We start from the raw sequence: 23052 nt of genomic DNA on the forward strand, positions 1-23052 counted from the left end.
ATGAGCCAGAAACTGAAAGCGGCCATTATCGGCCCGGGGAACATCGGCACCGACTTGCTGATGAAAATGTGCCGTTCGGCGTGGATCGAGCCGGTCTGGATGGTAGGCGTGGACCCGGAGTCCGAGGGCCTGAAGCGGGCCCGGGCGATGGGCGTGAAGACCACTGCCGAAGGCCTCGACGGCCTGTTGCCCCATGTGCTGGACGACGATATCCGCATCGCCTTCGATGCCACCTCCGCCTATGTGCATGCGCATAACAGCCGTAAGCTCAACGAGCTTGGGGTGATCATGGTCGACCTGACGCCGGCGGCCATCGGCCCGTTCTGCGTGCCGCCGGTCAACCTCAAGGAGCATGCCGCCAAGCTTGCGATGAACGTCAACATGGTCACCTGCGGCGGGCAGGCCACCATCCCCATGGTCGCGGCGGTGTCGCGTGTGCAGCCTGTGGCCTATGGCGAGATCGTCGCCACCGTGTCGTCGAGCTCCGTGGGCCCCGGTACCCGGCAGAACATCGACGAGTTCACCCGCACCACCGCAGGTGCCGTGGAAAGCATCGGTGGTGCCCGCCGCGGCAAGGCGATCATCGTCATCAACCCGGCCGAGCCGCCGTTGATGATGCGCGACACCATCCACTGCCTGACCGACGACACCCCCGACCAGGACGCCATCCGCGCCTCGGTGCTGGCCATGGTCGAGGAAGTGCAGCGCTACGTGCCCGGCTACACGCTGGTCAACGGCCCGGTGTTCGATGGCAACAAGGTGTCGATCTTCGTCGAGGTGCAAGGCCTGGGCGACTTCCTGCCCAAGTCGGCCGGCAACCTGGACATCATGACCGCCGCCGGCCTGCGCACCGCCGAGATGTTCGCCGAAGAAGCCCACAAGGGCACCCTGCAATTGCCGGCCCGCTGAGGAGAGTGCGATGAACCTTCAAGGTAAGAATGTGCTGTTGCACGACATGAGCCTGCGCGACGGCATGCACGCCAAGCGTCACCAGATCAGCCTGCAGCAGATGGTGGACGTGGCCACCGGGCTGGATGCCGCGGGCGTGCCGCTGATCGAGATCACCCATGGCGACGGCTTGGGTGGCGCCTCGTTGAACTACGGCTTCCCTGCCCACAGCGACGAACAGTACTTCAGTGTCGTGATTCCCAAGCTCAAGCACGCCAAGGTTTCGGCGCTACTGCTGCCGGGCATCGGCACCCTCGACCATCTGAAGATGGCCCATGAGCACGGTGTCTCGACGATTCGCGTCGCGACCCACTGCACCGAGGCTGACGTCTCCGGCCAGCATATCGGCATGGCTGCCAAGATGGGCTTGGATACCGTGGGCTTCCTGATGATGGCGCACATGGTCAGCGCCGAGAAGCTGCTGGAGCAGGCGCGCCTGATGCAGAGTTATGGCGCCAACTGCATCTACTGCACCGACTCGGCCGGCTACATGCTGCCCGACGAGGTGAGCGAGAAGATCGCCGTGCTGCGCGATGGCCTGGAGGCGGCTACCGAGGTTGGCTTCCACGGTCATCACAACCTGGGCATGGCGATTGCCAACTCCCTGGCCGCCATCGAAGCCGGTGCGGTGCGTATCGACGGCTCGGTGGCCGGGCTCGGTGCCGGTGCCGGTAATACGCCGTTGGAGGTGTTCGTCGCCGTGCTCAAGCGCATGGGCGTTGAGAGCGGGGTAGACCTGTATCGCATCATGGACGTGGCCGAGGACCTGGTGGTGCCGATGATGGACCAGCCGATCCGCCTGGACCGTGATGCCCTGACCCTGGGCTACGCCGGGGTGTACAGCTCGTTCCTGCTGTTCGCCAAGCGTGCCGAGGCCAAGTACGGAATCCCGGCCCGCGACCTGCTGGTGGAGTTGGGCCGTCGCGGCACGGTCGGCGGGCAGGAGGACATGATCGAAGACCTGGCCCTGACCTTGTCCCGCGGTATCAAGGGTACTGCCGGGTAGTTGGGGGAGCTGGCGTAGTTGTGGGAGCGGGCTTGTCCCGCGATTGGGCAGGGCCTGCCATCACAGTGGGATGACAAGGCCTTCGCCCTCGATCGCGGGGCAAGCCCGCGCCCACAGTGGCTGCTCCAATCACGCAAGCAGGATATGTGCCGTGCCATGCTGTAGAGCAACAAAGTGTTACGAGATCAACCCCTGCGACAACAAGACGCAGCCCGGAATTCAATGGCTTGCGCGGGGTTGGACCTCTGTCGGCTGGATGCCCAGGGGGTGTCATGCCAGAATGCCCCGGTTTTCGGCTGGTCCATCCCAGGGGCCGGCACCTTCCCTGTAAAGGATGGTTCCATGACTGATTTACTGACCCGGCGTGCTGTCGTCGCCGGGATGGGCGTGCTGGGGCTTGGCCTGCTGGCCGGTTGCAACCCGGCCCGGGGGCTCGAATTCAAGTACGGCAAGAACATGAGCAACGAAATCCTCGGCCGTAAGTTCCGGCTCAAGGATACCCAAGGCAACGAACGTACCCTGTCGAGTTTCTATGGCTCGATGCCAATGATCTTCTTCGGGTTCACCCAGTGCCCGGCCGTTTGCCCGACCACCCTGGCACGTGCGGTGCAGATCAAGAAGCTGATGGGCCGTGACGCCGGTTTCCTGCAAGTGGTGTTCATCACCCTCGACCCCGAGCGCGACACCCCCGAGGTGCTCGACGCCTACGTCAAGGCCTTCGACCCTTCGTTCACGGCGCTCACCGGCACCCCTGAGGAGATCGCCGAGGTGGCCAGGGAGTTCAAGGTGTTCTATGAAAAGGTCCCGGCCGGCGATACCTACACCATCTCCCATTCGTCCACCAGCTATGTCTACGATTCGCGCGGCACCCTGCGCCTGAGCCTGGGCCATTCCCTCAATGCCAAGGAATGCGCCGAAGACCTGCTCACCCTGATGGAGATCTGCTAATGGCAATTTCGATGCAACTCAAGCACGGCCTGGCCGCCCTGGCGCTGATGGGCCTGGCCCTGCCGGCCTTGGCCCAGACCACCGTGAGCGACGCCTGGGTACGCGCCAGCGTGCCGCACCAGCAATCGACCGGGGCCTTCATGACCCTGACCGCCGATAGCGACAGCAAACTGGTGAGCGTGGCCTCGCCCGTGGCCAAGACCGTGCAGGTGCACGAAATGACCATGAACGGCGACGTGATGGGCATGCGTGAAGTGAAGGCCGTCGAGCTGCCGGCCGGCAAAGCCGTAAGCCTGGACCCGAACGGCTATCACGTGATGCTCATGGGCCTGGCCAAGCAGGTCAAGGAAGGCGAACAGGTACCGCTGACCCTGGTCGTCGAAGATGCCAAGGGCGCCAGGCAGACCCTCGAGGTGCAGGCCCCTGTACGCCCGCTGGCCGCCGAAGCGGGGCATGACCACGGGCACATGCAACACTGATCGTTCAAATACCGCGGGGTTTCCCGGCATGACGCAAAGCCGCCTCTACAAGCACCCGATGGATGCTGCATGGGCGGCCTTGTATCGTTACTGGGGCGCGTAATGGCCCCACGTCACCTCGACTGGCGCTCAGCTACGAAACCTGGGTAACGGCCGCTCGATGGTCAACGACGTCAAGGTCTTGCGCACCTGGGCATCTTCGGCTTCCAGGGCCTTGAGGCTTGCGCGGATCTTGCCAGCAGCGGGCACATCGCCCTGCCGGTCGATCCAGTCGGCAATCTCCTTGCAAGCACTGCTCAAACAGGCTTGGCGCTGGTTCATCAGCGTCAGGAGGGTGGTGAGCTCTCTATCGGACATGGCAGGATCCTCCGTTCAGCCCACTCAGTTTAGCAGGGGTAGGGGGGAATGCCTGTCAGTTGAGGCCCATCGCCGGCCAGCCGGCTCCCACCTGTCCTGCGCTGCTGTTGTAGACACTGCGGAACCTTTGGGAGCCGGCTTGCCGGCGATGGGCTGCGAAGCAGCCCCAAATGCAGCCGATAAGGCTTAACTTGACTGGCGTCAGGGTAGGGGGTTCTGCCTGCGAGCTGCGCCAGGGGAAATGCCATGGTGAGCATGTTATTCCCGCCTACACAAAGCGACACGCCTGCCGATAAGCCCCCGGCGTCACGCCATAGGCCTGCTTGAACTGACGGCTCAGGTGGCTCTGGTCGGCAAAGCCCAAGGCAAAGGCCACTTCTGAGGCGGGCAGGCCGCTCTTGAGGCATTCGCGGGCGCGGGCCAGGCGACGTTGCTTGAGCCAGGCGTGGGGAGGCAGGCCGGTGGCCTGGCGGAATACCCGGGCGAAGTGGAAGGGCGAAAGGTTCACGGCTGCTGCCAGGGCCTCCAGCGAGGGTGGGTCGGCCAGCTGGCTTTCCAGCAGCTCACGGGCCCGTGCCACCGCCAGGGGTTCGTTGCCCGGCGTGGGAGGCTGGGCGCAGTGGCCGTGGCGCTGCACCAGGGCCAGTACGGCCTGGCGCCAGGCGGTCTGTTGCTCCAAGGCGCTGGCACCGTTTTCGGAGCGTTGGTGCAACTGGCTGAACAGGGTGGCCAGCGTTGGGTCCTGGATGACGCTGGCCTTGAAGTGCGGCATACCATGCCGACCCAGCTCCAGTTCCTCCAGCACACCGGTGATCCGTTCATGCTCGGGGTAGAAGCCGCGGTAGCGCCAGCCCGCCTCGTGGGCGGTGGCTCCGGTGTGCAGCTCGTCCGGGTTGATCAGCACCATGCTGCCCACCGGCGCCAGGTGCTCGCTGCCGCGATGCCAGAAGCGCTGGGCGCCGGACTCGATCACGGTGAACACGTAGCCTTCGTGTACATGCGGGGCGAAACGTTGCTGGAAATACCGCGCGTGCAGCATTTCCACATCGCCCAGCGCCGGGGCCTGCCAGAGGTGGGTCTGTTCGCGCAGGGGCGTGTTCATGCCAGCCAACTGCGCAGGAGGAAGAAGATCGCCATGCTGGCCAGCATGCTCAGCAATACGCTGCGGGTCAACAACACCAGAGCGATCGCCACCAGCGACCCCAGCAGGTACGGGTTGGCCAGGCTCAGGTCGAGCTGGTGGCCGGGCAGGAAGATGATCGGCCCACAGATGGCCGTCAGCATGCCTGGCACGGCGAAGCCCAGGAACTGCCGGGCATTGGAGCTCAGGCGCAAGGGCAGGCGCGGTTCGAGGAAGGCGTAGCGGTTGAGAAATACCACCAGGCCCATGGCGAAGATCAGCAACCAGGTCATGGGCGGCCTGCTCCGAGCTTCTGGCAGGCGAAGCCAGCGCTCATGCCCAGCAGGCCCGCGACCACCAGGGCAGTTTCCCAGTGCCAGTAGCTGAACAGCACCGAACAGAACAGTGACACGGCCACGCACACCACGGTGGGCAGGTTGCGTACCAGGGGCGCGATCAGTGCGACGAAGGTGGCGACGATGGAAAAATCCAGGCCCAGCTGATCCAGATGCGGGATGTTCTGGCCAAGCAGGATGCCGGCGAGCGTGAACAGGTTCCAGGCCACATAGAACGTCAGCCCGACCCCCAAGGCATACCAACGGTTGAACTGTTGTTGGTCATAGCGGCTGGTCAGGGCGAAGAACTCATCGGTCAACAAAAAGCCCAGCCCCAGGCGCCAGCGCAGCGGCTGGTTGGAAAGCACCGGGCGCATGGACAGGCCATAGAGCAGGTGTTGGGAGGTCAGCAGCAAGGTGGTGAGCAGGATCGAGAACAGGTTCGCACCGCCCTTGAGCATGCCGATCGCCACCAATTGCGCGGCGCCGGCGAAGACGATGGCAGACAGCCCTTGGCCCTCCCAGGCGCTGAGGTTGGCTTCGATGGCCATGGAGCCGGCCAGCAGGCCCCAGGGGGCGACGGCCAGGGACAGCGGTAGGATGGCAAGGGCGCCGTGGAGAAAGGCTTGACGGGCTACGGGTGGGTTGCAGGGCATGATGGTGACTATGAATCGACAGGGATAACCAGCATGCCAGAGGACGAGAGGGGAGGCTTGAACGTTCTTGCTACCCCTGGGCCATTCGATCAGCGATGGCTGGTCAGGCGCTGTTGGGCAGCCGCACAACCGTTGATCTCGACGGCCTTTTGCAACAACAGCTGCCGACGCTGCGGGTCAAGCTCGCCGAGCAGGCGGTACACCTCGGCCTGGTAGTCACGCTGACGCCCCCATTGCATCTCCAGGCCTTGCGGCTGGCTGCGGTTGCAAGCCAGGCGAACGGCAGGCTGCGGGTAGTAGGGCGCATACAGGGTGGCCATACCGGGGATCGCCTCCAGTGCCTGGCGGTACGCAGGGCTGGCATTGTACGGCGGGCACCAGGTGGCGATTGCCGGGGCTGGCGGGGCGAAGCCCTGTTGCAGGCTGGCCTCCAGCAGAGGACAGGCGGCGTCCGGGATCTGCGTGGCGGGCAGGTAGGTCATGTAGTACAAGGCCAGGCGGTATTGGGCTACCGGGTGGCCAAGTGCCACTGATTTTTTCAGCAAGGCGACAGCCGTGGGCAGGGTACGAGCCAGAGCCTGGCCTTGGCGGCTGAGCTCCGGGTCGCTGCCTATGGCAGTGCGCAGCGGGCTGGGGGCGTCGTCCTGGCTGTCGGCCTGTTCGAGCAGGGGCAGGGCCTGGCGATAGAGCAGGTCGGCGTGTGGGTCGATCTGCACGTCCAGTGCCTGGGCACTTTGCGCAAGCGCGGCCAGGAGCAATGGCGACAAGAAGACAGCACGATTCACGGGCGGGTCTCGCAGGCAGGTCGGCCAAGGCTGGCGACCAGGTACAGCGGGGCAGCTTCGATGGTCATGGCGTTACACACGTGCCTCAAGCGAATCAGGAGCGACAACGTCGTATTCTAGCCACCCCGAAGGGCAGTCTGAAAGAGCATTCCTGCTTTGTCAGACGAGCTTGATGGTCGTCGCCTTGCGATTGGCCTGTTTTTCCTGGGCCAGCCCGAGTTTCGCGGTGATCACCTTGGCCAGGGCATTGTTGCCCAGATCGTTGAAATGCAGGCGATCGACGAACAGCGCTTCGCTGAACACCGGGGAACTACTCAGCATGCAGTTCATGTCGTAGCAGGGCACGGATTCGGCCTGGGCCTTGATCCGACGGAAGAAAGCCATGTGCAGTTCGCTGTCGAACACGTCGGCCAGCAGCCGGTCGAAATTGGTCGGCTGTCGTTGCAGGGTATCGAGCATGCCTTGCTCGGCGGCGGGCAGGCTGTCGCGGCACCAGGGTAATAAAGGCTGCAGAATGAAGGTGAGGGTTGCATGGCCATCAGCCAGCAGGCGATCCCATTGCCGTAGGGTGCGGCCGATGGTCTCGGCCGCACGGGCCAGGCGCTTGTCGGGGGCAGACAGCGTCCAATTGGGTGGGGAAGGGTGGCGGCGAGGGGCCAGGGCCTGGCCCAGGCGCTGCCAGAGCGATGAGCTGCGAGGCGCTTCGGTGTGCTGCACGCCTTCGTTGAAACTGTTGAGCAGGCCCAGGTAGGACAATGCCTGTTCCTCGCCCTGTTCGCAGGCGAAGACTTCGTCCAAAGCCTCATGGGCCAGGGTATTCAGGCCGCTGAGCACCACCACATGGCCGATTTCGCCAAACCGATGCTGGTGAGTAAGAAACATCAACAGCTCCTGAGTAGCATTCAGCCCGCAGCCGGCCAGGCTCAGCCAGACCTCGCCGGTGAGTGCCGACAGGTAGGAGGCCACCGTGTGTTCGTCGGAACTGGCGCCGATGCCCAGTGTGGTGGAACCGCCCACCAACAAGTTGACCCGCTTCGTGCCATGGTGCTCGGCCACCGAAAAGCGCTTTTCGCCGCAGTGGCTGTAGCGCATGCCCAGGCTGTCGGTATTGATGGTGCCGGAGCGATAGCCGCGTTCATGCATGTACAGCGTGTGGGGCGCGCGGCGGCTGCCCAGCAACAGGAAGCGCTGGTAGTCCTGTTGCAGGGGAAGAGGGCTGCCCTGGACGTTCGTGGCGTGGTCGATCGGTCTCATGGGCGCTCCTTTGGCACTCCAGGCTCGGCAACGGCGCGGCTCAGATGGCGGCCAGTTCCTTGATGTTGTAGGCAAGGCCGGCAATGGCGATCAGCAGCAACGCAACGCCGGAGGCCAGGGTGATCAGGCGGTTGCTGCGCTGCGAGGCGATCTTGCCGATGGCGAAGATGTACAGGCTGAGCACGGCGAAATCGATGAGGATCCACAGCAGCGACAACACCACCATGCTCTTGCCGAAGGACTCGGTGATCTGGATGAACTGCGGGAAGAAGGAAATGAAGAAGATGATGTCCTTGGGGTTGGAAATACCCACCATGAAGCCCTGCAGCAAACCACCTCGCCCCGGTTGTTCGGGCGTATCCGCCGCTGTTTGCGCAGCGGGCGCCTGCAGCGCTTCGCGCAAGGTGGCGACGGCGATGTAGCCGATGAACAGGCACCCCAGCAGGCTCAGGCCGCTGAGCCAGGCCTTGTCGACTGCGGCGCTGGTCATGATGATCCAGGCGGCGGCACCGATGAGTACCAGGGAGGCCCAGTTGGTGCCCAGCGCGGTGAACAGGGCCTTGCGCGGGCCGGAGGCGGCTGCGGTGTTGACGACCAGCGCCACGACCGGGCCGGGCGTGGCGATCAGCAGCAGGACGGTGAGGGCATAGGTGGCGGCGAGTGCGGTATTCACGTTCAGTTCTCGATCAGGGTATCGGCTGTTGCATGGGCATGGAACGGGCAGCGCGCAGGGTTCAGCGAGCCGGGTTCCTGAAGCTGGTATTGACGCCATTCGAAGTTGTCGCCCTGGCCGAAGAAGCCCAGGGTATCCGGGACGATGCCATCGTTGTAGTGGCGTACCCGGTCGCGGATCCGCGAGCGAATGCGCCGCCCGCTTTCGGTGGCGGCGCTGGCCACCTCGTCGAAGCTTTCCCGGGGGTTGATGACGAAGGCGATGTGGTCGCCCAGGTTGCGGCTTTTCATCTGCCGGTGCGCAGGGAAGTTCATGTTGATGAACAACGGCATGTCGGCGAAGCAGAACGACCAGTTGGGGTCATGGGGATCCTGGGGTACCCCGGCGGGCCAGGGCAGCGGGTCGAGACGGTGCACATCCTGCAGCACCTGCCACGCCAGGGACTGTTGCTCGGCCAAGGTGCTGCTGGCGTCAGTTTCGAGGAATGCCAGCAGTGGCATGCCGATGCGCTGTTTGAGCGGGATCGGCTCGAGCATACGGACATAGCCGGCCAGCCCTCGGGCGATGTCGGTGGCCCATTCGCCGGCCCGGGCGAAGACCACATGGCAAGTCGCGGTTGCTACCGCCTTGCGTCCGAACAGGCAAGGAAAATCGGGAGCGGCGAGGAAGGTACGAAATTGTTCGATGGCGGTATGCGTCCAATGTGGGTGATTCTGGATATGTTCGGCGGCCAGCTCTAGCGCATCCAGGCGATAGCAGTTTCCATAACCCGTAAACATGTATTCCCCAGGTATTTCAATGAAATTGACCGCGAGTTCTACGCGGTTTCCTATGAATATTTATTGTTTAAGAGCATTTTCGAAGAACCCACCAAGGTTGTAAAACGGGTGGTGCTATGACCTACTATTAGTCTCACTCATACTTTGGATGGCTCGATGTCGGAACGGATCCCCGCACTTCATGCCCTGCGCGCTTTCGAGGTCGCCTCACGCTACGGCTCCTTCACCCGGGCGGCCGAGGAGCTGTCCTTGACCCAGGGTGCTGTCAGTCATCACGTCAAGACCCTTGAAGCCCTGTTCGGTTGTGACCTGTTCGAACGTCGCGGCCCCAAGCTGCGCCTCACCGAGCACGGTCGATTGCTGGCCCAGGAGCTCAAGGTCGGCTTCAAGATCATCGAGAATGCCTGTTCATTGCTGCGCCAGGACCGCTACGGCCTGCGCCTGAAGGCACCTTCTACATTGACGGTTCGCTGGCTGCTCCGGGCGCTGGACGGTTTCAAGAAGGTCGACAACAGCTGTAGCGTGCAGTTGTCGAGCGTGTGGATGGACATCGACACGGTGGATTTCTATTCCGAGCCCTACGACTGTGCCATCCTGCTGGGCAATGGCCGTTTCCCGGCCGATGTCGAGGGGCTCAAGCTGTTCGATGAGTGGTTGATTCCGGTGTGCCACCCCGATTACCTGCAGGATCAAGTGTCGGATCTCTCTGTGCTCGAGCGCTGCGAACTGCTGCATCCCTCGCCGGACCGTCGCGACTGGCGCCGCTGGCTGGCACGGATGGACGCGCTGGAAATCAGCATCGACCAGGGCCAGGTGTTCGATACGCTCGACCAGGGCATTTCCGCAGCCCAGCAAGGCCTGGGCATCTCGGTGGTCGACTTGGTGCTGGCCAGTGCCGACCTGGCCGCCGGCCGCCTGGTGACACCCTTCAAGCATGCCGTGGCCACAGGCGACGGTTACTACATGACCTGGCTCAAGGCCAGCCCCAAGGCACGCCAGATGCAGCGTCTGCGTGATTTCCTGCTTGGCCAGGTACCGCCGTTGGCCTACAAGGACATCGACTACCTCTATGGGTGATGCCCGCCCCCGCAACGAGGCCCATGGGGTCGAACAGGGAATCCCCATACAGCGGTAGAATGCACCTTCACTCAACGAAAAAACGATTCGAGGTCGACGCGGTGGAGTTGCAGCAGGGCTTTGTCCTCACCCGACACTGGCACGATACGCCCGAGGGCACCTGCGTGGAGTTCTGGCTCGCCACCGACCAAGGGCCGCGCCAGCTGCGCTTGGCGCCGCAGGTCTCGGTGGCCTTCATCCCGGCAGAGCAGGCTGCGCGTGCACAGGCACTGGTGGGCGCTGAGCCGGGTGTCGAGTTGCGCCCGCTGGGCCTGCGCGATTTCGAGCAGCGCCCCGTGCTGGGCCTGTATTGCCGCCAGCACCGTCAGCTGATCCAGCTCGAACAGCGCTTGCGGGCTGCGGGCATCGACGTCTTCGAAGCGGACATCCGGCCCCCGGAGCGCTACCTGATGGAGCGGTTCATCACCGCCCCGGTGCAGTTCAGCGGCCAGGCCGATGCCCAGGGCGTGCTCTGCAATGCCCAGCTCAAACCCTTGCCGGACTACCGCCCCACGTTGCGTCTGGTGTCGCTGGACATCGAAACCAGCGAGCGCGGCGAGCTCTACAGCATCGCCCTTGAAGGCTGCGGCCAGCGCCAGGTCTACATGCTCGGGCCGGCCAATGGCGATGCCGGTGCAGTGGATTTCGACCTGCAGTACTGCGACGACCGCGCCCAGTTGCTCGAATGCCTCAACCGCTGGCTGGCCCGCTATGACCCCGATGCAATCATCGGCTGGAGCCTGGTGCAGTTCGACCTGCGCCTGCTGCACGAGCTCGCCACGCAACTGAAGGTGCCGCTGGCATTGGGGCGTAACGGCGCGCCACTGGCCCTGCGCGCCCACGGCAGCCGCAGCCATGTATTCGCCGATGCCCCAGGCCGCTTGCTGATCGACGGCATCGAGGCGCTGCGCTCGGCCACCTGGAGCTTCCCTTCGTTCAGCCTGGAAAGCGTCGCCCAAACGTTACTGGGCGAGGGCAAGGCCATCGACACGCCCTACCAGCGCATGGACGAAATCAACCGCATGTTCGCCGAGGACAAGCCGGCCCTGGCCCGCTACAACCTCAAGGACTGCGAACTGGTGACGCGGATCTTCGCCCATACGAAGCTGCTGGAATTCCTCCTCGAGCGCTCGACTGTCACGGGCCTTGCAGTGGACCGCAGCGGGGGATCGGTAGCCGCGTTCTGCCACCTGTACATCCCGCCGATGCACCGCTTGGGGTACGTCGCGCCCAACCTGGGCAGCAGGCCCGACGAAGCCAGCCCCGGTGGCTTCGTCATGGACTCGCGCCCAGGCCTGTACGACTCGGTACTGGTGCTCGACTACAAGAGCCTGTATCCCTCGATCATCCGCACCTTCCTGATCGACCCGGTGGGGCTGGTGGAAGGGCTGGGCCAACCGGATGATGCCCATTCGGTCGAAGGTTTTCGCGGTGCCCGGTTCTCCCGTACCCGGCACGGCCTGCCGGCGATCGTCGAGCGGGTCTGGCAGGGGAGGGAGGCGGCCAAGCGCGCGGGCAACGTGCCCTTGGCCCAGGCCCTGAAAATCATCATGAACGCCTTCTACGGCGTGCTTGGCTCCAGTGGCTGCCGTTTCTTCGACCCGCGCCTGGCCTCGTCGATCACGATGCGTGGGCATCAGATCATGCGCCAGACCCGGCAGTTGATCGAAGCCCAGGGCTACGACGTGATCTATGGCGATACCGACTCCACCTTCGTCTGGCTCAAGGGGGCCCATGACGAGGCATCGGCGGCACGCATCGGCCACGCGCTGGTCGCCCAAGTCAACCAGTGGTGGCGCGAGCACCTGGAGGCCAGCCTGGGCCTGCACAGTGCGCTGGAATTGCAGTTCGAAACCCATTACCGACGCTTCTTGATGCCCACCATCCGCGGTACGGAAGAAGGCAGCAAGAAACGCTATGCCGGCCTGGTGCAGCGCGCCGATGGGCACGAAGACGTGGTCTACAAGGGCCTGGAGTCGGTGCGCACCGACTGGTCGCCCCTGGCCCGGGAATTCCAGCAGCAGCTGTATGGGCGGATCTTCCGTGGCCAGCCCTACCGCGACTACGTGCGCGACTATGTGCGGCGTACCCTGGCCGGGGAGCAGGATGCGCTGCTGGTGTACCGCAAGCGCCTACGCAGGCCTTTGCGCGACTACCAGCGCAATGTGCCGCCCCACGTACGTGCTGCGCGGCTGGCCGATGAATACAACCTGCGCCTGGGCCGGCCGTTGCAATACCAGAATGGTGGCTGGATCAGCTACGTGATGACCACCTCCGGCCCGGAGCCGTTGGAAAACCGGCAGTCGCCGATCGACCATGAGCACTACCTGTCACGTCAGTTGCAGCCCGTGGCCGATGCCATCCTGCCGTTCGTGGGCGATGAATTCAACGCCCTGACCGATCGCCAGTTGTTGCTCTTCTGAACCTGGTGGTAGCTATCTAGGGGCTACCTGTCTCCTTGAGCTCATAGCCTCATGGCTTTGCTCCCGGGAGACATGACTATGGACAGCAGCGACAACGTTGCCGACACCGATGCGAAGCTGACCCGACTCGAACAGGCCATTCAGGACAGCCTCATCGGGCAATGCTTGCCAGGCTGGATTCGCCAGGCCACGGCCGGACAATTGACCGCCCTCGGCCAGGCGTTGGGCGAAAGCCTGCGGCTGCGCCATCAGGTCGATAGGATGCTCAAACGGATCGAGCCGCTGGACCGGTTCGTCCTGTCGCGCCTGGAAACCGCATTGCACCAGCGCTACCGGGCGAAGTTCGACGTCAGGCAGTGGAGGTTCATCCGGGGTATCGCCCAACCGGTGATCAATACGCAGCCTGTGGGTGCTCACTTGACGACATGGGACTACAAGGACATGCCGTTGTTGGAGGCGGCGCTTCGCAACTTCACCCAGGACGAGGCCCTGCCAGGTACCCAGGCTCCAGGCAACCGCTTGGCCCACCCCCGCGCTGGCAAGCTGAAGCCTCCTTCGGCGATCGAGTTTGCCGGTTTGTGCCGTGAACTGGACCTCGGAGCTGAGTACCAACGGCATCTCGCGCAGGTGCTGACAGCGCAGGCAGCCGATGCCGAGGGCGACGGCGCCTGGCTGCTGGCGCAATCGTCGCGCCAGGACATGCTGGTCGAAGCCTACCAGGCCAGGCTCCAGGGGCATGTGACGGAGCAGGAGCTGGAGTTGATCGTCGGGCTCTGCCGACATGGCAAGCCTGGGCTTTTGCAGGGGCATCGAGTGGTCGCCAAGCAACTTAGCCTGCTGGGATGCCCGCTGGAGCGGGTCCTGGTGCTGGATGTGATCGAGCAGGGCGTGATTCGCGACACCACCCGGCGCGTCCTGCTGAATGTCCCGGAAGACCCGAACGGCGCCTGGACTGCTTTTCCAAGCCTGCGTCATGCCGCCAACGAATTGGGCCGGCGCCTGCGCACGACGGACTACCAGGCGTTCTTCGCCCGTTTCGTGCGCCAGCGCCACAGCCAGGCCTTCTACGCAACCGTGACTCCCGGCTACCGAGACCTGCCGGTCTGGGCCAACCTGGACCTGCAGGAGCACATGAGCGCCTACCCGTTGCCGTTGTTCGACAACCTGGCACGCTTGGGCATCGAGAAGATCAAGGACGACGCAGCCGTGATCGCCACGCCGGTGGCGCAGCTGGACCTGGCCCTGCAGCAAGCGCACGACGAGCGATTGATCGCCGGCGGGTGGTTCCTGGTCGGGCTGGCTGGGCTGTTCGTGCCCGCGCTGGGGGCGCTGTTGCTGGCCAGCACGGCCTGGGAGTTGCTGGAGGACGTTGTCCTGGGGGTCGAAGCCTGGCGTGAAGGTGATGACGCCCTGGCGCTGGACCACATCATGAACGTGGCCAAGGACGTGGTGTTGATTGGCGCCACCACTGCAGCATTGGGCGCGGCCAGTCGGGCCTGGGCGCGGTCGAGCAGGGTCGACAGCCTGGTTCCGGCGTACTTGGAGAACGGTACCGTCAAGTTCTGGGACCATGACCTTGCACCATTTCGCAGCCCACCGCCGCCGCCAGACGCTGCCCGTGACCCACAGGGGGTGTACCGCCTCGGGGAGTGGGCCTGGGTTGAGATGGATGGGTACTACTATTCGGTGCAGCGTACCGTCGAGGGTCAATGGTGCCTGCGCCCTCGCCAGGGCCATGCGCCCTTGTTGGCGCACAACGGCGCCGGGGCCTGGCGCCTGAGTTCGGAGCAGCCTGCCCTATGGTCGGATGCGTATGGCCTGTTCCGCCGTTTCGGCGGTCGGTTCCGTGAGCTGGACGACGAGCAGATCGACCAGCTGATGCTCATCCACGCGATCGATGGCGACTACCTGCGCGGCTTGCATGTCAGGGGGTTGGCCCCGGACGCCGAGTTGGCGGACAGTGTCCTGCGTGTGCGCCTGGACCTGCGTATTCGCGTGGTGATCGGCCAACTGCGCTCCGGTGAGCCGGTGTCGGACCAGGGCGTGTTGCAGCATGCCAGGCAGCTTCCTGGTGCGAACGGCTTGTCGGACCAGGCACTTGCTGAGCGGGCGTGGGACGATCGTAGGCTATTGCTTGAGCGCCTGTACGACAGTGCCCAAGACAGCGATACCGCTGATACCCGTGCGTTGCGCAAGGTATTCCCCAGCTTGCACCGACGCGCCGCACAGGCTGTGATCGAGCAAGCTTGTGCTGTGGATCGTGAGCGGCTGCTGAACAGTGGACGCGTCTCCTTGCGCCTGTCTGAAGCCGCACGGGCTCGCATGCTACGGGTGCGGGCGGTACGGGTGTTCGAAGCCTTCCACCTCGATACGCCCCAGAATGCCGACCTGGCCCGAGTGGTGTTGGGCATGCTCGAACATTTGCCCGGCGCCGCCAAGGGGATACGCTGGCGGCTGTTCGAAAGCTATTCGAACGGGCCTTTGCTGTTCAGCGTGCCGCAGGGTGAGACTGCCTTCGACCTGGTTCATGTGCATGGCAGGTTCATCCTGCTCGATGCCCAAGGGCAGGTGCAAGGTGAAACCGGCGAGCTGTTCGAGGTGATGGCCCAGGCGTATCGGGTCGACCAACGCGATGCCATGGGCATCCATGATCCGTTCGATCACAACCTGCGGGTACTGTTGGCGCGCCAGGCCCTCCAACGGCGCGAACAAACCCTGCGCCTGCTGGGCGTGTCGCGCTCGAGCATCGAGATGCGTGCCCCCTTGCGTCAGGTTGATGGGCGCCTTGGCTACCCGTTGGGGGGAAGGCGGCCTCGCCATGTTGGCCAAGGGCTGGTGCCCTGGACCTTGCAGATGGAACTGCGGCGGGTCTACCCCGGTTACACCGAAGAGCAGATCACCACCTGGGCGCTGGACCTGCAACGGGCGGGAAGGGACCTGGTGGTCGAACTTGGGGCGCTGCGCGAGCAGTTGCGAACCTTGCAGCGATCCCTGGCGGAGTGGGTGGACACCGCCAGGGACCGCCGCACCCGGTCGGACCGGCGAGCCATCATGGCGCAGTTGCTGGCGTGCTGGCAGCGGATCGGCGATGGCCTGCCAATGGCCGTGCAGGCCACCGAGGCCAGGCTGGTACTGAACAACCGCCAACCCGGCCACCTGCCGGAGCTGCCCGAGCGCAGTTTCTCCCACGTGATCGAGCTGTCGATCATCGGCATGGGCCTGGAGCGTGTACCGGCGGGTTTCCTGCAGGCTTTCCCACGTCTGGGCATCCTGCAGATCGCCAACAACCAGCTCAACCGCCTGCCGCCGCGGCTGGGGCAGATGCCGCAACTGCGAGAGCTGGACCTGTACGGCAACCAGATCGCGCTCGATGCCGGGCAGGCCGCGGAGTTGTCACGGTGTACCTACCTTGAATGCATCAACCTGTCGTATAACCCGCTGGGCCGTACGTTCTCGTTGGTGGGCTTCGAGCGGCTGCACAGGCTGTTGATGCGCCATACCCAGATCACCCAGTTGCCGCCCGGGTTGCTCGAATGCCAGGCCCTGGAGCATGCCGACCTGAGCGATAACCGCATCGTCCAGTTGCCCCAGGCGCTCTACCAGGCGCCGCTCTGGCTACGCCATCGGCTGCGGCTGGCCGGCAACCCCCTGGCCCAGGCCGATGCCGTGGCCCTGAGGGAACAGGCCCAAGACCTCGAACAGCAAAACATCCATGCACGGCGCTGGCGCGATGCGGCCCCGCCGCGGCATCGGGACGAACTGCTCCAGACATGGTGCGTGATCGATGCAATGGAGGGTTCGCAAGGCGTCATGGAACTGCTGCGACGGCTGTTGGACACGCAGGCGTTTCGAACCCAGCCACAGCAGTTGGCCATACGGGTGTCCAACCTCTTGCGCGGCCTGCGGGACGACGCCGCATTGCGTGAAGAGCTGTTCGCCCACGCCGACGATGCCCTGACCTGCCAGGACAGCGTGCTCTGGCGCTTTATCAACCTGGAGGTGCGGGTAATGGCCGCGCGCACACGTGCACAGACGCCACCGGCTCACCTACAGGACGCCCTGCTGCGCCTGGGGCGCCAGTTGTGGCGGATGGACCAGGTCACGACACGGGTCAGTCATTACATACATGCTCTCGACGCGGCGCGTACGCCAGCCGATCCCATCGAGGTGGAACTGGGCTATTACCTTGCCCTGCGGGGGCCTTTGGACCTGCCGGTGCACGACAGCGAAATGGAATACCCGTGGAGCTCACGTATCGATCCCTCGCAGGTCGAGCGAATCCGCAGCGCGGTACTGGCAGGCGAAGAGCACCAGGTCCTGACCGATTGGATGGTGGACCAGACGTTCTGGCAGGAACACCTGGCGCAAGCGCACCAGGAGGCGTTCAGCACGCTCAACGCGCCTCATCATGAACGCCTGGAGCGCTTGATCGCCCGTCTTGAGGCGGCCCAGGCCCGCGAGGACGTGTCACCCACTGACCGGCAGGCCCTGGTGGAGCAGATCGAGGCGAAGATCCGTCGTGCGCACCAGCTCCAGAAGGCAGATGAGCGCTACCTGATGCGTCGCTTGACCAGCGAAGCGCTGGAGGCGGCTTGCGAGCACACTGCAATCGACGTTCGGTGATACATGTGAGGCATAGTTATCTAGTGCCCAGGGCGCGCTTGCGCTGCCTACGCTGGCGTCTCCATTTCACAGAGACGAATGCACCATGGACGCGCGTGAGCCAGATCGCCCCTCGGCTGACAAGAACCATGACCAGGCGCATCAGGACGGGATCATCGCCAAGCGATTGCCCGCCTGGTTGCGCTTGGCCCCGGCCGATCAACTCGAGGTGCTCAAGGATGCGATGACACTGAACCTGTACCACCAGGAGCGTGCGCAGGCACGGCTTGGGCAGCTTCAACACATCGACGCCTTCGCCGTGAGCAAGCTGGAGACGGCCTTGAAGGTCAAGTTCAACGCCGATTACCCGGCCCGCCAGTGGCAGTTTCGCTTGGGCTATTGGGAGCCGGTGATCGGCAGCCAGCCCGTAGGCAGCCACCTGAGCGAGGCGCGTTATGAGCGGGTGTCCCTGGTCGAGGCAGCGCTACGCAACTTCACCGAGGCCGAGGCCAAACCCGTGGAGGCCCCTGCGCAAGGCGGTGTATTGGCCAGGCTCCAACAGGCCTTGGCGAATCTGTTCAGCAGCGATGGCAAGACCGATTTGCAGGCACCGGGCAACGGCCTGGTCGACCCGGCAGGCAAGGCCCAGGCCACGCCGACGCCCCAGGCATTCGCAGCCCTGTGCCGTGACCTGGACCTGGGCGGCCAGTATCAGCGGCACCTCGATGAGGTATTGCAGCCAAGCAAGGAGGAGCCCGTGGCTGCCGCCACGCTGCTGGCTCGTGCGCAGCGCTACGCCATGCTGGTCGATGCCTGTGTGGCCCATATGCAAGGCGTGTTGTCCGATACCGAATACCAGTTTCTGGTCGCTCTGTGCCTGTTGCGCAGGCCCAGGCAGCTCGATGGCAAACCGTTCAAGGCCCGCCGCCTGCATCTGTTGGGCATTGACCTGGAACAGATCGTGGTGATCGAAGTGTTCGATCGAGGGGCTGTCTACAACACTGTCAACCGGGTGCTGGTGTATATCCCCGCAGACCCGCAGGGTGCCTGGGGCTCGTACAAAGACCTGCGCCATTTCGCCAATGCCCTGGGCAAGCGCCTGCGCACGCCGGCCTACCAGCGCGTCTTTGCACGCTTCGTGCGCCGACGCGACAGCCATGATTTCTTCCACGCCGTCATCACGGGCTACCGCGGCGTGTCGGACCTGGCCAACATCGATCTGGGCGAACGTCTGCGGGACTACCCTGCAGAGCTGTTCGCCAGCCTCGGGCAGGGCCGGGTTGAGCAGCTCAAGGATGATGCCAGCCTGATCGCGGTGCCGACCGCGCAGCTCGATCGCGAGATCCAGCGCAAGCATGAGCTGCGGCTGAAGGCCGAAGGCTGGGCGCTGTTGACCCTCGCAGGCTTGTTCGTACCGGGCATCGGCATTGGATTGCTGGCCGCCAGTACCTGGGCACTGCTGGGGGAGGCCTATCATGGCATCGAAGCCTGGCGCCAAGGCGAAAGCAGCGATGCCCTCGACCATTTGCTGAATGTCGCCACCGACCTTGCTGTGCTCGGTGCCTCCGCGGCAGGCGTGGGCCTGGCACAGCGGGCCTGGTCGCGCTCGACCCTGGTAGACAGCATGTTACCGGCGCTGCTCGAGGACGGCTCGGTGAAGCTGTGGAAAGAAGATGTTTCGTCGTTTCGCAGTGCCTCGCCACCGCCGACAGCGCTGGGTGACGCTGCCGGCATCCAGCGCCTGGAGGGGCAATCCTGGGTTCAGATGCAAGGCCAGTACTTTCCAGTCGTGCAGCGTGTCGACGACGGCCAGTGGCAGCTTCTGCCACAGGAAGGCCACGGCCCCTTGTTGCGCCATAACGGTGCGGGCGCCTGGCGGCTCTGGACGGAGCAGCCGGTTCAATGGGCGGGTAGCCATTACCTGTTCCGACGCCTGGGCGGGCGCTTCGCCGAACTGGACGATGAGCAGATCGACCAGGTCTTGAGTTTCCATAGCCTGGGGGAGGACGAGCTGCGTGCTTGGCATGTGTACGGCCAGGTACCGGAAGCGGAGGTCGTGGACAGCGTGGAGCGTATCCAGCTGGACCAGCGCATCCGTACCTTGATCGGGCAATTGCGTGCTGGCCAACCCGTGACGGATATGCCGTTGCTGCAGCAGGCCAGGCGACTGCCGGGAGCTGGCGATATCGACGATCTGGCATTGGCGCAACGGGTCGCCGACCAGCGCCGGGCGCTGCTGCAGCAGTTCCAGGATACGCTTCACGCGCCCGACAGCGTGCAGGTCGCGGCCTTGCGCCGAATGTTCCCCAGGCTGCACCCGCGCAGCGCACAGGCGTTACTGGATACGGCGAGCGCCGCTGACCGTCAGCGTCTGGAGGACAGCTCACGGGTGCCGTTGCACCTGGCCGAGGCAGCCAGGCGCCGCGTCCTGCGCATCCGTGTGGCACGGGCCTGTGAGGCTTTGTACCTAGATGTCCCACAGGATTCGGACCTGGCGCGCGTGGTTCTGGGCATGCTCAAACATCTTCCCGGTGGTACCGAGGGCATACGCTGGCGCTTGTTCGAACAGCGTGTGAATGGGCCCTTGCTGGCGCAAATGGAAGAGGGCGCCACAGCATTGGACCTGGTTCATGTCGATGGCCGGTTTTGCCGTTTCGACGCCGATGGCATGGCTGAAGGCGAGCCTGGCGAGTTGTTCGACGTGCTCGCCGCGGCCTATACACCGGCACAGCGCGCTGCCATGACAATCAATGAACCGATGGCCCATAACCTGCGGGTGATGATCGGCCGCCTGGCTGTATCCCGACGCGAAGAGCTGGCGCAACTGCTGGGCGACAATGGCCCTCGAGGCTGGTTCCAGCCTCCGCAGCGCCTGGCCGACGGTCGCATCGGCTACCCGCTCAGCGGGCGCGGGCCAAGGGCGCAATCGTTGCGGGCCAGGCTGCGTAACCTGTACCCCAGCTACAACGATGCCCAGCTCACGCTCTGGCTGAACCAGCAGGCCGAACAGCCAGGTGGCATCGATACCGTCCTGACGCGGCTGGAGGCGGAATATCGCGTGCTGATTCGCGATTTGAACACATGGATTAGTAGTGCCCGAGATGACACAGAGGCGGAACAACGCCATTTCTTCGGCAAAGGGTTGCTCGATTGCTGGCAGCGCAGGTTGCCTGACCAACCGGACGAGCCGGAATTGATCGAGCATTATTGGTGGAGCCAGTCTGGTGCCGAGCCTCGCATATTGCCGGCATTGCCGGAGCAGGTGCGTTTGAGCCATGTCACCGCGCTGTCCTTGCGAGGCATGTCCCTCGAAGCCGTGCCGGATGAGTTCCTGCAAGCTTTTCCCAACGTGAGATTGCTTGAGCTTTCGAGCAACAACCTGACCCGGCTACCCCTGCACCTGACCCAACTGCCGAATCTGAAATTCCTGGATCTCTACGGCAACCAGATCGCCTTGGACCCAGGGCAATCCACGATCCTGGCCAATTGTGAGTCGTTGGTTTACCTGAACCTTTCGCATAACCCGCTGGGGCGCACATTCTCGGTTCATGCGATGCCCGACCTGGTCGAGCTGCACCTGCGCAATACCAGCCTGCGGGAGCTTCCGTACGGCGTTCTGGAGTGCCAGCAACTACGCACGCTCGACCTCTCCAACAACCAGATCACTACATTGCCGACCACTTTTTTCGACGCTCGCGTGTGGCGAGAAGGTGAGGTTCGCTTCAATGGCAACCCTTTCACCGAGGCGCAAACGCAGCGTTTCCGGGCCGCGTTGCAAGCCCCCAGGGCGCCTCAGGTGGCGCCGAATGATCCGGTCCCCGCACGCACGCGCTGGCTCGATGTCGTGGACAGTCAGGACCGCGATGAGCTGGCCAGCTTGTGGGCCTTGCTGGAAGCCGAGCCGCGGGCCGAGCCGTTTTTCCAGGTGCTCCAGGCGATGCTCGGGACTGCCGAGTTCCGCAGCCCGGTAGGCGCATCGAGCCTGGCGAGGCGGTTGCTCGACATGTTGGCCGGCATGTATGAGCATCCGGCCTTGCGTGATCTTCTGTTCAGTGCGGCTTCGGATTTCACCTGCGTGGACAGCGTTGCGTTGTGTTTCAGCGACCTTGAAGTGCGCCGGCTCGTCTGGCAGGCCGAACGCAGCGCGACCGGCCCTCAGCGGGGTATCGCCTTGCTCCGTCTCGGCAGGCAGCTATCGCGGCTGGATGCGCTCGACAGTTTTGCCAGGCAGGACCTAACGGAACGCCTGGCCGCAGGACAGGAACCGGACGAGATCGAGGTCGTGCTGGCCTACCGTCTGGCGTTGCGCATTGACCTGGACCTACCCATTCAGACCCATAGCATGCAGTTCGGCGAACTGGCCCAGGTAGGGCAGACGCAGATCGCTCGGGCGCGCGCCTGGGTGCTGGACGGGGAGCGTGAGCAAGACAGGCTTCGGGATTCGCTGGTTGCCCGCGATTTCTGGCGTACGTACCTGCGCAGCGCTCACGCCGAGGCATTCGCCGAGCTCGATGCCACCTACAGCCAGCGAATCGAACATTTGATGGCCGATCATCAAGTACCGGAGGCCGAGCGGTTGGCCAGGATCGCTGATCTCGGCGAGGCGCAACGCTTGGCCGAGAACGACAAGATCAAGGCGCTGACACGCCAAGCCCTGGAAACGGTGTTCGATGAGGCCTCCGTCCCTGTGCGATAGCGCTCTCGAAGCCGTTGCGGTGTCCGCTTTTCCCTTTGCACTGTGCAATGAGCCCAACAACGCCCGCTGGTACCGGGCGTTGTAGCACGCTTCATCGGGGTGGCTTTGGGCTATGCTCAGGTGGGAAGGGCCAGTTCCTCAGGTGCCATCGGCCCGTTCTGGAGGAAGCATGGAAACGACCAGTTACCTTTCGCCCGAGCCTGTATTCCGTCAGCTGGTTTAGGCTCGCAGGTCGGATCTTTCTCCATGATCAGTAGTCTTTATCGAGAAAATAAGGAGATGCGCATGCTCGTCCGGTCACTCACCCTCGCCATCTTGCTCGCCATCGCTGGCCCGCTGTTCGCTGCCGACAGCGATGCGCCGCTGGCCAAGGAGCTGGGCAAGGCCAGGCCGTTGGTCATCATCGCGCCCAGTAGCGCCGACCCGACCCTGCGAGGGTTGACCGAGGCCCTCAAGGACCCGGCCACCCAAGCCGGGTTCAAGGAACGCAGCCTGGTCCTGTACAGCGTCGCCAACATGATGGGCAAACGCGAGGACAAGCACCTCGAGCAACAAACCACCATGGCCTTGATCCGCGAGCTCAAGCTCGGCGCCAGCAAAGGCACCAAGGTGATCCTGGTGGGCAAGGACGGTGAACGGCATGTGCTCAAGGACGACGACAGCGGTGAGAAACTGGACCCGCAAGTGATCTTCAAGGCCGTGGACGAGCTGCCAGCCAGTGAAAAGGCGGTGACTGCGCCGGAGCCTGTGGCGACCTCCAGCGAGGCCAAGCCCAAGGACAGCAAACCTGCCAAGCCCGCCAAGCCGGCGGCCCCACCGAAGCCGTTGGAGGATTGACGGCCGCCTGGCCTGGGTCCGCACGCCCAGGCCAGGTT

General features: G+C 64.1%; 17 protein-coding genes. 9 read left to right on the forward strand and 8 right to left on the reverse strand.

Annotated features, from left to right (window positions below; all coding sequences use genetic code 11):
- The 4 genes from AC1MHZ_RS13770 (at position 1) to AC1MHZ_RS13785 (ending at position 3381) form a co-directional block, all read left to right on the forward strand.
- Positions 1–909, forward strand: coding sequence for an acetaldehyde dehydrogenase (acetylating) (locus AC1MHZ_RS13770; RefSeq protein WP_084857956.1), 909 nt, complete (start codon positions 1–3; stop codon positions 907–909).
- 10 nt (positions 910–919) lie between these two features.
- Positions 920–1954 (forward strand): 4-hydroxy-2-oxovalerate aldolase, encoded by a 1035-nt coding sequence (gene dmpG / locus AC1MHZ_RS13775; protein WP_084857957.1) that lies wholly within the window; start codon positions 920–922, stop codon positions 1952–1954.
- Positions 1955–2296: 342 nt separating this feature from the next.
- Positions 2297–2902 (forward strand): SCO family protein, encoded by a 606-nt coding sequence (locus AC1MHZ_RS13780; protein WP_084857958.1) that lies wholly within the window; start codon positions 2297–2299, stop codon positions 2900–2902.
- A gap of 5 nt (positions 2903–2907) precedes the next feature.
- The gene (locus AC1MHZ_RS13785) at positions 2908–3381 is read left to right on the forward strand and encodes a copper chaperone PCu(A)C (protein ID WP_482966514.1); all 474 of its coding nucleotides are present in this window, start codon (positions 2908–2910) and stop codon (positions 3379–3381) included.
- 129 nt (positions 3382–3510) lie between these two features.
- On the opposite strand, the gene AC1MHZ_RS13790 is transcribed toward AC1MHZ_RS13785, so the two are convergent.
- From AC1MHZ_RS13790 to AC1MHZ_RS13825, 8 genes are all read right to left on the reverse strand, one after another.
- Positions 3511–3738 (reverse strand): hypothetical protein, encoded by a 228-nt coding sequence (locus AC1MHZ_RS13790; RefSeq protein ID WP_043206911.1) that lies wholly within the window; start codon positions 3736–3738, stop codon positions 3511–3513.
- Positions 3739–4006: 268 nt separating this feature from the next.
- Positions 4007–4840: a helix-turn-helix domain-containing protein gene (locus AC1MHZ_RS13795; RefSeq protein WP_482966497.1), complete on the reverse strand. Its 834-nt coding sequence runs from the start codon at positions 4838–4840 to the stop codon at positions 4007–4009.
- Positions 4837–5151 (reverse strand): AzlD domain-containing protein, encoded by a 315-nt coding sequence (locus AC1MHZ_RS13800; protein ID WP_084857960.1) that lies wholly within the window; start codon positions 5149–5151, stop codon positions 4837–4839. Before AC1MHZ_RS13800 ends, AC1MHZ_RS13795 begins: the two co-directional genes overlap by 4 nt.
- Positions 5148–5849, reverse strand: a complete 702-nt coding sequence (locus tag AC1MHZ_RS13805) for an AzlC family ABC transporter permease (RefSeq protein ID WP_084857961.1) — start codon at positions 5847–5849, stop codon at positions 5148–5150. Before AC1MHZ_RS13805 ends, AC1MHZ_RS13800 begins: the two co-directional genes overlap by 4 nt.
- Positions 5850–5938: 89 nt before the next feature.
- Complete coding sequence (locus tag AC1MHZ_RS13810) at positions 5939–6616, reverse strand: SEL1-like repeat protein (protein ID WP_480463355.1); 678 nt, start codon at positions 6614–6616, stop codon at positions 5939–5941.
- A 177-nt stretch (positions 6617–6793) separates the two neighbouring features.
- Positions 6794–7888 (reverse strand): hypothetical protein, encoded by a 1095-nt coding sequence (locus AC1MHZ_RS13815; RefSeq protein WP_482966498.1) that lies wholly within the window; start codon positions 7886–7888, stop codon positions 6794–6796.
- 40 nt (positions 7889–7928) lie between these two features.
- On the reverse strand, positions 7929–8561 hold the full coding sequence (locus AC1MHZ_RS13820) for a LysE family translocator (RefSeq protein WP_084857964.1): 633 nt from the start codon (positions 8559–8561) through the stop codon (positions 7929–7931).
- 2 nt (positions 8562–8563) lie between these two features.
- Positions 8564–9340, reverse strand: a complete 777-nt coding sequence (locus AC1MHZ_RS13825; protein ID WP_324813343.1) for a YqcI/YcgG family protein — start codon at positions 9338–9340, stop codon at positions 8564–8566.
- A gap of 156 nt (positions 9341–9496) precedes the next feature.
- On the opposite strand from AC1MHZ_RS13825, the gene AC1MHZ_RS13830 reads away from it, so the two are divergent.
- From AC1MHZ_RS13830 to AC1MHZ_RS13850, 5 genes are all read left to right on the forward strand, one after another.
- Positions 9497–10417 carry a LysR substrate-binding domain-containing protein gene (locus AC1MHZ_RS13830; RefSeq protein WP_084857966.1) on the forward strand — a complete coding sequence of 307 codons (921 nt, stop codon included), beginning with the start codon at positions 9497–9499 and terminating at the stop codon, positions 10415–10417.
- 101 nt (positions 10418–10518) lie between these two features.
- Positions 10519–12879, forward strand: coding sequence for a DNA polymerase II (locus AC1MHZ_RS13835; RefSeq protein WP_084857967.1), 2361 nt, complete (start codon positions 10519–10521; stop codon positions 12877–12879).
- Positions 12880–12957: 78 nt separating this feature from the next.
- Positions 12958–17502: an NEL-type E3 ubiquitin ligase domain-containing protein gene (locus AC1MHZ_RS13840; RefSeq protein WP_482966499.1), complete on the forward strand. Its 4545-nt coding sequence runs from the start codon at positions 12958–12960 to the stop codon at positions 17500–17502.
- 85 nt (positions 17503–17587) lie between these two features.
- Positions 17588–22177: an NEL-type E3 ubiquitin ligase domain-containing protein gene (locus AC1MHZ_RS13845; protein ID WP_482966500.1), complete on the forward strand. Its 4590-nt coding sequence runs from the start codon at positions 17588–17590 to the stop codon at positions 22175–22177.
- A gap of 285 nt (positions 22178–22462) precedes the next feature.
- The gene (locus tag AC1MHZ_RS13850; protein WP_084857970.1) at positions 22463–23014 is read left to right on the forward strand and encodes a DUF4174 domain-containing protein; all 552 of its coding nucleotides are present in this window, start codon (positions 22463–22465) and stop codon (positions 23012–23014) included.
- Positions 23015–23052: the final 38 nt, after the last annotated feature.

Source organism: Pseudomonas sp. FA-1, assembly GCF_056856075.1.

What these genes read in the sequence shown, in the direction of transcription:
- AC1MHZ_RS13770 (WP_084857956.1), top strand. Translation starts at nt 1, where the DNA reads ATGAGCCAGAAACTGAAAGCGGCCATTATCGGCCCGGGGAACATCGGC.
- dmpG (WP_084857957.1), top strand. Translation starts at nt 920, where the DNA reads ATGAACCTTCAAGGTAAGAATGTGCTGTTGCACGACATGAGCCTGCGC.
- AC1MHZ_RS13780 (WP_084857958.1), top strand. Translation starts at nt 2,297, where the DNA reads ATGACTGATTTACTGACCCGGCGTGCTGTCGTCGCCGGGATGGGCGTG.
- AC1MHZ_RS13790 (WP_043206911.1), bottom strand. Translation starts at nt 3,738, where the DNA reads ATGTCCGATAGAGAGCTCACCACCCTCCTGACGCTGATGAACCAGCGC.
- AC1MHZ_RS13795 (WP_482966497.1), bottom strand. Translation starts at nt 4,840, where the DNA reads ATGAACACGCCCCTGCGCGAACAGACCCACCTCTGGCAGGCCCCGGCG.
- AC1MHZ_RS13800 (WP_084857960.1), bottom strand. Translation starts at nt 5,151, where the DNA reads ATGACCTGGTTGCTGATCTTCGCCATGGGCCTGGTGGTATTTCTCAAC.
- AC1MHZ_RS13805 (WP_084857961.1), bottom strand. Translation starts at nt 5,849, where the DNA reads ATGCCCTGCAACCCACCCGTAGCCCGTCAAGCCTTTCTCCACGGCGCC.
- AC1MHZ_RS13815 (WP_482966498.1), bottom strand. Translation starts at nt 7,888, where the DNA reads ATGAGACCGATCGACCACGCCACGAACGTCCAGGGCAGCCCTCTTCCC.
- AC1MHZ_RS13825 (WP_324813343.1), bottom strand. Translation starts at nt 9,340, where the DNA reads ATGTTTACGGGTTATGGAAACTGCTATCGCCTGGATGCGCTAGAGCTG.
- AC1MHZ_RS13830 (WP_084857966.1), top strand. Translation starts at nt 9,497, where the DNA reads ATGTCGGAACGGATCCCCGCACTTCATGCCCTGCGCGCTTTCGAGGTC.
- AC1MHZ_RS13840 (WP_482966499.1), top strand. Translation starts at nt 12,958, where the DNA reads ATGGACAGCAGCGACAACGTTGCCGACACCGATGCGAAGCTGACCCGA.
- AC1MHZ_RS13845 (WP_482966500.1), top strand. Translation starts at nt 17,588, where the DNA reads ATGGACGCGCGTGAGCCAGATCGCCCCTCGGCTGACAAGAACCATGAC.
- AC1MHZ_RS13850 (WP_084857970.1), top strand. Translation starts at nt 22,463, where the DNA reads ATGCTCGTCCGGTCACTCACCCTCGCCATCTTGCTCGCCATCGCTGGC.